The organism is Legionella sp. km772 (assembly GCF_003989735.1).
GTDB lineage: Bacteria > Pseudomonadota > Gammaproteobacteria > Legionellales > Legionellaceae > Legionella.
In genome coordinates this window covers 1-11,843 of the sequence record NZ_RZGQ01000091.1, presented here as the reverse complement: position 1 = coordinate 11,843, position 11,843 = coordinate 1, and the positions used below count along the sequence as shown (strand labels likewise).

The following is an 11,843-nucleotide window of genomic DNA, read 5'->3' as shown; positions in this document are numbered from 1 at the left end:
AAATCAAATAATCACTATAAAGATCAAGCATATCCATTTAATTCCCTCCCTAAAATTAAGGGCGGAATTCTAATGCTTTTTAGTCAAACTACAAGTTTATGTGCGTAACATGAGTAAATAATCATAAGAAAAGCATTTCAATTAAATTACACATAATATAAGCTCAATGATGTGTTTCAGTCGTGGAGAACATTATGTCTATCTATTCCCGCAGGGATGGAATATCAAAAAGTCAAAGAAGGTAGCATTGAACATGATTATTTTGTAGATCCTCAGGGTATAAAACCAAGAATTGACCTCCAAGAGCAACTAAAAGAAGCCTTACGCGCTAATACTGGGAGAAAGAAAGAGATTAATGCGGGTGATTTTATAATTTACCTCAAAAAACCACCCTTTAAAAATGAATCGTTTTTAACTTATATCCCCCATCAGAACGGTAAACACGCAACTCAGGAAACCCCAAGAATTATTTCAGGACTATCCTGCTCAACTTATCGTTCAACTAGCTATGGTACTTTATGGCATCAAATAACCCCTTTAAACGCCCAGCGGTTAGAAGAGGTATTAGCTGCCAGAGAGGCACAAAGAGATAACCGTAGACATATTGGAGATAGCCCCTTAGCTACGTAAGATTGCTCCTATATCGCCTCTATACCTCTGGGGTAAGCCCAGAGGTATAGACAATGCTAAAGCGATAATGAAAAAGAATTTTTATCAGAGCAAAGGCATCAAATTGTAAAGTCAGCGACCGAATACCTCACATTATTTTCTTTATGCGCATAAATCAGTCCATATTCTCATGCAAGATGGTGTGGATACCCTGCATAAAGTGCTACGTAAACAATATAACAGCCTTAAATGTGTACTATTTAGAGGTGTTTACCCTTAATTTTTATCAAGAAATTAGCCTTTTTTGACAAGTCCTGCTACTCTTGCTCTACTTTATATATTGACTATTTATTTTTGGATTGCCACGAATGACTGTATTAATCAAAACACCAGATGAAATAGAAAAAATGCGTGTTGCAGGACAACTTGCAGGTGAAGTTCTTGAGATGATAGGCCCTTATGTGCAAGTGGGCGTTACCACAGAAGAACTAAATACTATTTGTCATGATTATATAGTAAATGTACAAAAAGCTATTCCCGCACCCTTAGATTATAATGGATTTCCGAAATCAATATGCACATCTATTAATCACGTAGTCTGTCATGGCATTCCGGGAAAAAAAGCACTAAAAGATGGGGATATTATTAATATCGATGTTACGGTTATTAAAGATGAGTATCATGGCGATACTAGTAAAATGTTTATTGTAGGCACCCCTTCAGTCAAAGCAAAACATGTAGTCCAAATCGCCCATGAATGCTTATTTATTGGTATTGATTTGGTTAAACCAGGCGTACAATTGGGCGATATCGGGGCTGCAATACAACATCATGCAGAAAAAAACCGCTGTTCCGTTGTTAGAGATTACTGTGGCCATGGAATTGGTAGAATTTTTCATGAGGATCCACAGGTCTTGCATTATGGTGTTCCTGGTACTGGTATGAAATTAGAACCCGGTATGACCTTTACGATCGAACCTATGGTCAACGTAGGAAAGCATCACACCCGTCTACTTCCCGATCAATGGACAGTAGTTACCAAGGATCATAGTCTTTCAGCCCAATGGGAGCATACACTGCTGGTAACCGATAATGGTGTAGAAATATTGACCTTACGCAATGAAGAACGATAATCATCTTTTAAAAGATACGATTAAGCAGTTTAAAGAACAGTTATGCAATGAATTTAATACTTCCGCTAATATTATCGCCATTACGCGTAAATTAGCGGTTTTTATTGATGCTCTTCTTATTGATCTTTTTAATAAAAATAATTTAGATAAAAACGATAGTTTTTGTTTGCTCGCTTTAGGCAGTTATGGGCGACGTGAGTTACAACTTCATTCTGATATTGATTTACTTTTATTACACAATCCATCTATTTCCTCTGAAGAATTACAAAGTGCACAAAAATTCATTCAAGACTGTTGGGATATTGGTCTAGAGGTTAGTCATCAGATAACACCTGTTGATCTCTGCGCTGATTTAGCTGCTAAAGACTTAAGTGTTATTTCCACCTTAATGGACATGTTTCTTTTATGTGGTAAAGGAAACTTAATGGAAGAGCTTATTTATCAAATCCAACCACTTCACATGTGGCCAAGTCATCAGTATTTTTTTGCAAAAGTGCAAGAGCAACAAAAGCGTTATCTAAAATATGGCGAAACCGCCTACAACTTAGAGCCTAATGTAAAATTCAGTCCAGGCGGGTTACGTGACATTCAAATTCTTTTAAGTATTAGTAAACGACATTTTAAAGTAAAAAAACTGGCTGATGGAATTAGTTATGGTTTCATTACCGAAAAAGAATATGAAGAGCTTATGTATTGTCAGCATTTTTTATGGCGTGTACGCTTTGCCCTTCATATGCTGGCTGACAAGCCCGAAGAACGCTTATCTTTTGATTATCAAATTAAATTAGCTAAAGCCTTTTCCTACAGTGATAAGCCTCATTCTTTAGCTATAGAGCAATTTATGAAAGATTATTTCAAAATAATTAAGCGTAATCGCGAGCTTAATGAAATGCTTTTACAATGGTTCGATGAAACTATTGTTCATCATCAAAAGCAAAAGTTAATTCCACTCGATAATGATTTTCAGTTATCCAATAATTACCTCGAAGTACGACATCCTCGCGTGTTTAAACAAAAACCGCAGGCTTTATTAGAATTATTTCTGTGGATTGCTAAACGACCTTCTATTGAAGGGGTAAGAGCAAGTACTATCCGTTTAATAAGGGAATCATTATTTTTAATCAACAAACGCTTTCGCGAAGCTGAAGCTATCCCTGCTATTTTCATGAATATTCTTAAGGCCAATAAAGATCCCTATGAAGCCTTGCAAAGAATGAGCCGTTATGGTGTCTTAGCGCATTACTTAGATTGTTTTGCTTCTGTAACGGGACAAATGCAATATGATCTTTTTCATGTTTATACGGTCGATCAACATACTTTATTTGTAATTCGCAATATCTCTCGTTATTTACAAGAGCAATACCAACAGCAATTTCCTCTTTGCTCTAAGGTGATGGCAAGCCTCGACAAACCAGAAATTTTATATTTGAGCGCTCTTTTTCATGACATTGCCAAAGGTCGAGGTGGCGATCACTCTGAACTTGGGGCAATAGAAGCAGAAGCCTTTGCCCTAAGACATCAGCTACCAGAAGAAGATAAAAATTTACTTATATGGCTAGTCAAGGAGCATTTATTGATGTCTCAAACGGCTCAGCGTAAAGACATTTATGATCCCATCACCATAAAGCAATTTTGTGCTCATCTAGCTCAACCCCGTTACTTAGATTATTTATATCTTCTGACAGTAGCCGATATTTGCGGCACTAACCCCAAATTATGGAATTCCTGGAAAGATTCTTTGCTGAAAGAATTATACCAAGCCGCAAAGATAATGATGCGCAAGGAACAACAGCTACTGGATGAAAATCTATTAATTGCTACGAGAAGAAAAGAAGCCTTAAGTTTATTAGAAAAGGAATATCCTGAAAAAGAGCTTATTAATCAACTTTGGGATCAATTTAGAGGAAAATACTTTCTGCATGAATCGCCAGAGGTTATCGCCTATCATACCAAAGCTATTTTAAATTGTACCCAATTCCCTTTAATCCTGATCATGCCGCACCACAGTCAAGCCGGAACAGAGGTATTTATTTATATGCCTCATAAAGATGAACGGTTCACCATTACCACCTCAGTGCTCAGTAATGCGCAAGTAAACATTCAAGAGGCATTAATTAGTATTTGCGATAATCATTTCGATCTGGATACTTATATTATTTTAGATGAGCAAAACCAAGCTCTTTATGATAAAAATCAATTTGATGAAATTCAAAAATCTTTATATCGGCATTTAAGCAACTCCAACCAACTCCCTCTAGTTAAGCAAAGACGTCTATCTCCTACTCTTGCCCATTTTAAAGTGAGGACGCAAGTTAGTTATAATGAAAACCCTATAAATGGCCATACGGAATTATTTTTAATTACGAATGACAGACCGGGTCTTTTAGCTACGATTAGCCGGGTATTTCTTCGACTATCGATTCATTTGCATAATGCGAAAATTGCCACCGCAGGAGAGCGAGTCGAAGATATGTTTTATATAACCAATAAAGACAATTTACCTTTAGATAATACGGAAAAAGAAGAGGTAAGGAACAGCTTAATAAACGAATTGGGGGACACTATATAGCTATGAACAAATCAATCGTACTAATTTGCGGCTTAGGCTTAATGATTAGCCTAAATTTAGCCAGCGCCAAAACCCTTAAATGTCCACCAGGGCTTAAAGTTAATGAGTCTTTAGGGGAAAGCATGCCAGGCTGGGAGGAATTTTTAGATAATTCGAATAATGAGCATCACCTCAATAAAATAACTTTTTATTCAGGGCATCCGAATGAGCATGCAAGTTTGGCTCCGGATAATGAAAATACAAAAGGGAGAAGATTACGCTGGGCTTTTGGTGAAGATAAAATATGGGTAGCCTGTGGGTATTCAAATACTAACATCCAACTGATTCAAAAATTAGACCCTCATATTAAACACTGCACCGTCACCTACGATGCTAATTTTACTGAATTAAAAAACGTGGATTGCAGTTAGCGGATTGATTGCTAACCCTATTTGTATACAAATAAAGCTAGGTGGCATTCACTTGAATATGAATTACAAATGAGCCCCCACATAACTTAATACTAATTTATAAGGTATAAAGAAAACGATGTTGGTAAGCGTATAAACGAATAGATTCATTCGCGTTAATCCATATCCATAATTTACTACAGCACAGGGTAAAAAGGGCATTAAACGTGATAACGCTAGAGATTTCCACCCCAAAGTCTCAAGGCGTTCTAGCCATTGTATCAATCTGCCCTGTTTACTGTTCGTAATAAAAGATAAACCGTATCTACGACTTAGCATAAAGGCAATAACCGCACTCACCACAGCAGATAATAAATTAATTAAAAAGCCATAATAAAACCCAAATAAACCACCCGATAAAAGAACTAGGGGTTCAATAGGTAAGAACACTAAAGCGCTTAAGCAATAGAGCAGGAAAAAACTAAAAAAAGCATAAACACCGAGTCCTGGGATCAGCTCAATCAAAAATGGCCTATAACTATGTAGTTCCCAAGTCAGCCAAGCCAAAACAATCAAGATAAGAGCTTGCTTTAGCCATTTAATCTCAACGAGAGGCATCATTATCAAGCCTACAAGTTTTAAAAAAATGCTGCAGTAAAGAAGCACATTGTTGCTGCATTATCCCCTCATCAATAAGGACTTTATGGTTCAAAGGATAACCTTGTAAAAGATTATATACAGATCCAGCAGCCCCGGCCTTAAAATCACGCGTGGCAAAAACTACGCGCTTAACCCGAGCATGAACTAAAGCGCCAGCACACATGGCACAGGGTTCTAAAGTTACATATAAGGTAGAGTCTAATAACCGATGATTAGCTAAAGTTGCCGATGCATGGCGTAAAGCACGAATTTCTGCGTGATCAGTGGGATCATGAGTCTGCTGTAAAGCATTTCTGCCATAAGCAAGGAGTTGATTTTCTTTACTTACGAGCACGGCTCCGACAGGCACCTCACCTTCTTCTCCAGCAAGAAGCGCCTGTTCATAAGCCTGTTCCATCCAAAAAAGGTCGTTCATTCCCATTCAATAGTTGCAGGGGGTTTACCAGATATATCATAAGTGACTCGCGATACGCCAGCCACCTCATTAATAATCCGGTTTGAAACTAGACCTAGGAAATCCCAAGGTAGATGACACCAATGTGCCGTCATAAAATCGATGGTTTCTACTGCTCGTAAACAAATCACATAATCATAACGACGCCCGTCACCCATTACACCTACGCTTTTAACCGGTAAAAAAACCGCAAAAGCTTGACTTATTTGATGATAGATGCCGGCCTTATGTAATTCCTCAATGAAGATAGCATCGGCTTTACGTAAAATATCTGCGTATTCTTTTTTCACTTCAGCTAAAATTCGAACTCCTAAACCAGGTCCTGGAAAAGGATGGCGGTACACCATATCATGAGGTAAGCCCAATTCTAAGCCTATTTTACGGACTTCATCTTTAAACAATTCACGAATAGGTTCTAACAATTTTAAATTTAATGTTTCGGGTAGGCCACCTACGTTATGATGTGATTTAATGACTACAGAAGAACCATTATTATCCGTTGCAGCAGACTCAATAACATCAGGATAAATCGTACCCTGTGCCAGCCACTTCACATCATTTAATTTATGAGACTCTTCATCAAAAACCTCAATAAATACGCGACCAATTATTTTGCGTTTCTCCTCAGGACAAACAACGCCTTGTAGAGCAGATAGAAACTTCTCTTCAGCATTAACGGGAACGATATTAATCCCCATATGCTGACCAAACATTGCCATTACTTGCTCTGCTTCATTTAAACGCAATAAACCGGTATCCACAAAAACACAGGTTAATTGACTACCTATCGCTTTATGCAATAAAGCAGCAACTACAGAAGAGTCAACGCCTCCCGATAAGCCTAGGAGAACTCGATCACTACCTACCTTTTCCCGGATAGTCTTTACCGCCTCATCAATAATGTGGCTAGGAGTCCAAGTTGTATCCGCTTTGCAGATAGTCACAACAAAGCGTTCTAAAATGCGCATACCTTGTAAGGTATGAGTGACTTCTGGGTGAAATTGCAAGCCATAAAGGTGGCGGCTTTCATCAGCCATACCAGCAATAGGAGCATTCTTAGTTTCACAAATCACTTTAAAGTCAGGTGGCAGTTGAGTTACTTTATCACCATGACTCATCCATACATCTAATAAGGCTTCACCTTCGGTAGTCGTCCGATCCTCAATATGAGTGAATAATTCACTATGACCATGCAATTTTAATTCAGCATAGCCAAATTCTCTTAACGAGGAGGATTGTACTTCTCCACCTAGCTGAACAGCCATAGTCTGCATGCCATAACAAATTCCTAAAATGGGTAGGCCTAAATGAAAGATCCACTCTGGCGCTCTAGGATTGGCAAGATGAGTGACCGTTGCAGGCCCCCCTGATAAGATTACACCGCAAGGATGCAAACTATTAAATTGTTCTTGGCTTATAGAAAAAGGATGGAGCTCGCAATACACACCCATTTCGCGCACTCGTCGAGCAATGAGTTGAGTGTATTGGGAGCCAAAATCTAAAATAAGTAAGGGACGTTTTTTTAAATCGGTCATTATTAATTATCCACTTGATAATTGGGTGCTTGTTTGGTAATACTGACATCATGAACATGGGATTCACGCATACCCGCATTAGTAACTTGAACAAATTCTGCTTTTTTATGTAATTCACTAATTGCATCGCATCCTGTATATCCCATACAAGAACGAAGACCACCGATTAATTGATGAATGATGGTGTGTACCGAGCCTTTATAGGGGACTCTTCCTTCAATCCCTTCGGGTACTAATTTTTCTGCACCTTGAGATGCATCTTGGAAATAACGATCGCTTGAGCCTTGAGCTAAAGACATCGCACCTATAGAACCCATTCCCCGATAACTCTTATACGTACGTCCTTGATATAATTCAATTTCACCAGGGGCCTCTTCAGTACCAGCAAACATCCCGCCAAGCATTACGGTATTCGCTCCAGCTGCTAAGGCTTTACATACATCACCAGAGAAACGTATACCACCGTCAGCAATAATAGGAATTTTACCTTTTAATTCTGTAGCAACATTGGATATAGCAGAGATTTGCGGCACACCTACGCCGGTAACAATTCGTGTAGTACAAATGGAACCAGGACCGATACCAACTTTAACCGCATCAGCACCAGCTTTATATAAATCTCTGGCAGCTGCAGCAGTCGCAATATTTCCACCAATGACCTGCACACCAGGAAATTGCTCTTTGATCCATTTAACTCGATTTAATACACCTTGCGAGTGACCATGAGCAGTATCCACTACCAGAACATCAACACCGGCCTCAACTAATGCTTCAACCCGCTCATCAGTCCCCTCTCCTACACCAACCGCAGCACCTACCCGTAACTGGCCTGAACTGTCTTTGCAAGCAAAGGGATTATCTTTTGCTTTTTGAATGTCTTTAACCGTAATTAAGCCACGTAATTTGAACGCATCGTCAACAACTAATAATTTTTCAATACGGTGTTTATGTAATAGGCTGCGCACCTCCTCTCGGCTTGCGCCCTCTTTTACGGTAACTAAATGTTCTTTATGAGTCATCACATCGGCGACTTTAAGAGAAAGATTCGTTTCAAAACGAATATCTCGACTGGTTACTATACCGACCAAATGCTCACCATGGACCACCGGAACACCAGAAAAATTATAGCGTTCCATTAATTCAAGTAACTCTTTGACAGTAAGATCAGGGGTAACGGAAACGGGATCTTTTACCATTCCACTTTCAAATTTTTTAACTTTACGAACTTCATCAGCCTGATTTTTGATGCTCATATTTTTATGAATAATGCCCAAACCGCCCTCTTGCGCTAGTGCTATAGCCAAACGAGCTTCTGTTACGGTATCCATAGCCGCAGATAATAAGGGAATATTAAGTTCAATTTCTTGCGTCAATTTAGTTTTTAAAGAAACATCTTTGGGAAGAACGAGTGAATGTGCAGGTACTAATAAAACATCATCGAAAGTTAAGGATTGTTGAATGATAGACAGAGCCATGTAACCCCACTCCAGCAGCAGTTAAAATTAACAGAATAGTCTACCAGAAAAGAGGAAAAAGTTAAACATATAATTCAGAATTATTACATTTTTAGCACTAAAAAAAAGTTTTTACTAATTGTTCCTGAGAGAGCTTGAATTATAGAGTTAATCCCGTGTACACTGCTGTTTAAATATTGTGTTGAATCGAACAACAGGAAGGGTTCAGCCTTGGCTAAAATAATTGTTATTACATCTGGTAAAGGTGGAGTAGGAAAAACTACTTCTTCCGCAGCTATATCCTCAGGCCTTGCGCTATTAGGGCATAAAACCGTGGTTATAGACTTTGATATTGGTTTACGTAATCTTGATATTATCATGGGTTGCGAGCGTCGCGTTGTCTACGATTTCATTAATGTAATCAATGGCGAAGCAACTTTAAACCAAGCCCTTATTAAAGACAAAAGAATACAAAATCTTTATATTCTCCCTGCTTCTCAAACTCGAGATAAAGACGCCTTAACTATGGAAGGTGTTGAAAAAACATTAAATGAGCTTGCTAAAGATTTTGATTTTATTATTTGTGACTCTCCAGCTGGCATTGAAGCAGGAGCCTTAATGGCTATGTACTTTGCAGATCACGCTATTGTGGTTACTAATCCTGAAGTCTCTTCAGTCAGAGATTCTGATCGAATTTTAGGAATTTTAGCCAGCAAAACAAAGCGAGCTGTAGAAAATTTAGAACCCATTAAAGAGCACTTATTACTTACTCGCTATGATCCAGAGCGTGTGGAAAAAGGCGAAATGCTTTCAGTGACTGACGTAAAAGAAATTTTGGCTATCCCCTTAATAGGTGTTATCCCTGAATCTAAATCCGTACTTAAAGCATCTAATACAGGCACGCCCGTTATCCTTGATGAAGCAAGTGATGCAGGTCTTGCCTATCACGATGCAATTGCCCGTTTTCTCGGTGAAGAAAAGCCCATGCGCTTTATAAGCACAGAACGTAAAGGAATATTACGTCGCTTATTCAGCAAGAACAAGGAGGAAGTGGCGTTATGAGTATTTTTAATTACTTACGAAGAAGAAATTCAACTGCATCTGTAGCTAAAGAACGCTTACAAATTATAATTTCTCATGAGCGTTCCCAACGCAATACAAAAGATTATTTACCAAAGCTGCAAGAAGAAATTCTTGCAGTTATTGCTAAGTACATTAACATTAATCGTGATCAAGTAAGCGTAAATTTAGAGCGCATGGGTGATAATGCTGTTCTAGAATTAAATATCACTATGCCCGACGAAGTACTCGCAGAAGCATAACTAGCAATAATTCATTATATTTTAAACTGCACAATGTTTTAAATAACAATGTTGCCGATTGCCCCTGGACTAAATTTCTTTCTTCTAACAAGAACTAGAGCTTAAATTTTATTTTTTTTCGCCTACAATATATATAATAATAATAAAACACTGCCATACTAAACTACGAATGTTGAAAAAGCATGGTTTCCTACCAAGAATTTAAAAGCATTGTGTAGGTCTAACATAAGGATATGTACCTTGAGAACTCTGGTTATTCATGCACTCTGTTTGCTTTTGTCATTACCAGCTTTTGCAAACTCATCGAACTCTTTTCGTTGTGAGGCGATGCTCCCGCAAGAATTTCAAGTACCCTCATTAAAATACTGTAATCAAAAAATTGTTTATATACCTGCCAGTGTAGAGGATAAATATAATAGCCCCTATTTTGACGTCTATATGACAGATCAAGTGTTAAAAAACAATAATATGGGAGCGATGGTGGTAAATCTACCCAATAAACAAAAAAAGATAGTGTATCGCTCTGCCTCTTTAGCAGGTTCGCCCTTTTGTTTAAACGAGCTCGTATCTAAGCGACAGGTGAACACCATAGTTAATTTAATTGCGCGTCCTATAGCACACGCGCAGTTTTTGCAAGCATTAGAAGAAGATGAATTTAGATCCATCGGTGGAGCATCCTATTTTCATGTATTAAATTATGGAGTTACACCTGACACTATTGTTAATGCCCAATTTTTTCAGTTAATAACCACTATAATTAAACAAATACTTCATACCAAAGGAGATGTTTTAATTCATTGCGTATCAGGCGAACATGACACTGGTATTATTTTTGCGATTTTACAAAAATGCTACAATAAAATTCCTGTTGATATAATTAAAAAAAGCACCTTATGCCATATTGGACCCCAAGTCTATTCCTATCAAAAAGCATCCTATAATATTCTGTCGCAAGTTATTGACGAGTATCCATGTTCTTTACTGACAGAATAAAAAAACTCATCTGAGTACATTAAAGTCTATGACTAAAGTCCCTAAAGTGCGATGCGGATTGGGAGACTTTAATTTCCCTCTTGAGAAGCCAGTTTTATAGTTAGGAGAGATATATTGCTCAAAAATATTGTCATCCTGTTCGTTCATTTTAAGACCTAAAAAGTCCTCTTGATCTATCTAAGTCACCTAATTTCAGACGAGAGCTTAAATGTTATAACGTCATCACGAAAAGCGATGACCCAGTTTTTTTAAATAATTTTTGAATTAAATTATATAAAATGAAATAGTTTATACTATAATTTTTAAAACTAACCTTAGGTGGAACAATCATGAAACAATTACTAGTAGCTGTGTTTTTATCAACTCTCAGTCTCACTACTTTTGCAGGCGGATGTACAAGCCCCGCATGCATGAGCGCAACGGAATCAGTGATTACAAGTTGCAAAAGTCAGCCTAATACCTGCAAGGCGGTTGTTGAAGCCGCATGCATATCTTTTCCCAGCTATTGCACTGAAATAAAAGAGCAAGCAGCGGTCTATTTAGAAGGTAAATAAACTATTTTGCTAACAAACTATCTTAAAAGAGAGATTATTCTTAGCCAGATAACTTAGCTAGGTCCGGGGATCTGGAACAAAATTCAGGAAAAATAAGAGCTATTCCCGGTTTGTTAGTTCATTCACCTTACTCTCAGAATGGCTTATCCACAAGTCCATAGGCCAGGAGAG

The 11,843-nt window shown here is 37.9% G+C and carries 12 protein-coding genes; 8 read left to right on the top strand and 4 right to left on the bottom strand.

Features of this window, described 5'->3' with window-relative positions; all coding sequences use genetic code 11:
- Nucleotides 1–171 precede the first annotated feature (171 nt).
- From ELY15_RS09965 to ELY15_RS09950, 4 genes are all read left to right on the top strand, one after another.
- Complete coding sequence (locus ELY15_RS09965) at nucleotides 172–630, top strand: permease (RefSeq protein WP_233586616.1); 459 nt, start codon at nucleotides 172–174, stop codon at nucleotides 628–630.
- 347 nt (nucleotides 631–977) lie between these two features.
- A complete protein-coding gene (map, locus tag ELY15_RS09960) occupies nucleotides 978–1,742 on the top strand; it encodes a type I methionyl aminopeptidase (RefSeq protein WP_127099551.1) in 765 nt (254 codons plus the stop codon).
- Nucleotides 1,729–4,311: a [protein-PII] uridylyltransferase gene (gene glnD, locus ELY15_RS09955; RefSeq protein ID WP_127099549.1), complete on the top strand. Its 2,583-nt coding sequence runs from the start codon at nucleotides 1,729–1,731 to the stop codon at nucleotides 4,309–4,311. The genes map and glnD overlap by 14 nt, the downstream gene beginning before the upstream one ends.
- Before the next feature lie 2 nt (nucleotides 4,312–4,313).
- Nucleotides 4,314–4,721: an STY0301 family protein gene (locus ELY15_RS09950; RefSeq protein ID WP_127099547.1), complete on the top strand. Its 408-nt coding sequence runs from the start codon at nucleotides 4,314–4,316 to the stop codon at nucleotides 4,719–4,721.
- 63 nt (nucleotides 4,722–4,784) lie between these two features.
- Here ELY15_RS09950 and ELY15_RS09945 read toward each other — a convergent pair whose 3' ends face one another.
- From ELY15_RS09945 to guaB, 4 genes are read right to left on the bottom strand one after another with little or no spacing between them, the layout of a single operon-like run.
- Nucleotides 4,785–5,321: a TVP38/TMEM64 family protein gene (locus ELY15_RS09945; protein WP_127099545.1), complete on the bottom strand. Its 537-nt coding sequence runs from the start codon at nucleotides 5,319–5,321 to the stop codon at nucleotides 4,785–4,787.
- Nucleotides 5,305–5,775, bottom strand: coding sequence for a tRNA adenosine(34) deaminase TadA (gene tadA / locus ELY15_RS09940; protein ID WP_127099543.1), 471 nt, complete (start codon nucleotides 5,773–5,775; stop codon nucleotides 5,305–5,307). The genes ELY15_RS09945 and tadA overlap by 17 nt, the downstream gene beginning before the upstream one ends.
- Nucleotides 5,772–7,349, bottom strand: coding sequence for a glutamine-hydrolyzing GMP synthase (gene guaA / locus ELY15_RS09935; protein WP_127099541.1), 1,578 nt, complete (start codon nucleotides 7,347–7,349; stop codon nucleotides 5,772–5,774). Before guaA ends, tadA begins: the two co-directional genes overlap by 4 nt.
- 2 nt (nucleotides 7,350–7,351) lie before the next feature.
- Complete coding sequence (gene guaB / locus ELY15_RS09930; RefSeq protein WP_127099539.1) at nucleotides 7,352–8,824, bottom strand: IMP dehydrogenase; 1,473 nt, start codon at nucleotides 8,822–8,824, stop codon at nucleotides 7,352–7,354.
- A 210-nt stretch (nucleotides 8,825–9,034) separates the two neighbouring features.
- On the opposite strand from guaB, the gene minD reads away from it, so the two are divergent.
- The 4 genes from minD to ELY15_RS09910 all read left to right on the top strand — a co-directional run bounded on the left by minD (nucleotide 9,035) and on the right by ELY15_RS09910 (nucleotide 11,672).
- A complete protein-coding gene (gene minD, locus ELY15_RS09925) occupies nucleotides 9,035–9,865 on the top strand; it encodes a septum site-determining protein MinD (protein ID WP_127099537.1) in 831 nt (276 codons plus the stop codon).
- Entirely contained in the window at nucleotides 9,862–10,125 is a 264-nt protein-coding gene (gene minE / locus ELY15_RS09920) for a cell division topological specificity factor MinE (protein ID WP_127099535.1), read from the top strand. Before minD ends, minE begins: the two co-directional genes overlap by 4 nt.
- A 240-nt stretch (nucleotides 10,126–10,365) precedes the next feature.
- Nucleotides 10,366–11,118: a hypothetical protein gene (locus ELY15_RS09915; RefSeq protein WP_127099533.1), complete on the top strand. Its 753-nt coding sequence runs from the start codon at nucleotides 10,366–10,368 to the stop codon at nucleotides 11,116–11,118.
- Between the two features lie 329 nt (nucleotides 11,119–11,447).
- A complete protein-coding gene (locus ELY15_RS09910) occupies nucleotides 11,448–11,672 on the top strand; it encodes a hypothetical protein (protein ID WP_127099531.1) in 225 nt (74 codons plus the stop codon).
- The last annotated feature ends 171 nt before the right edge of the window (nucleotides 11,673–11,843 follow it).

Excerpts from the sequence above, each read along its gene's own strand:
- tadA (WP_127099543.1), bottom strand. The coding sequence starts at position 5,775 with ATGAACGACCTTTTTTGGATGGAACAGGCTTATGAACAGGCGCTTCTT.
- ELY15_RS09910 (WP_127099531.1), top strand. The coding sequence starts at position 11,448 with ATGAAACAATTACTAGTAGCTGTGTTTTTATCAACTCTCAGTCTCACT.
- ELY15_RS09950 (WP_127099547.1), top strand. The coding sequence starts at position 4,314 with ATGAACAAATCAATCGTACTAATTTGCGGCTTAGGCTTAATGATTAGC.
- ELY15_RS09945 (WP_127099545.1), bottom strand. The coding sequence starts at position 5,321 with ATGATGCCTCTCGTTGAGATTAAATGGCTAAAGCAAGCTCTTATCTTG.
- guaB (WP_127099539.1), bottom strand. The coding sequence starts at position 8,824 with ATGGCTCTGTCTATCATTCAACAATCCTTAACTTTCGATGATGTTTTA.
- minE (WP_127099535.1), top strand. The coding sequence starts at position 9,862 with ATGAGTATTTTTAATTACTTACGAAGAAGAAATTCAACTGCATCTGTA.
- guaA (WP_127099541.1), bottom strand. The coding sequence starts at position 7,349 with ATGACCGATTTAAAAAAACGTCCCTTACTTATTTTAGATTTTGGCTCC.
- map (WP_127099551.1), top strand. The coding sequence starts at position 978 with ATGACTGTATTAATCAAAACACCAGATGAAATAGAAAAAATGCGTGTT.
- glnD (WP_127099549.1), top strand. The coding sequence starts at position 1,729 with ATGAAGAACGATAATCATCTTTTAAAAGATACGATTAAGCAGTTTAAA.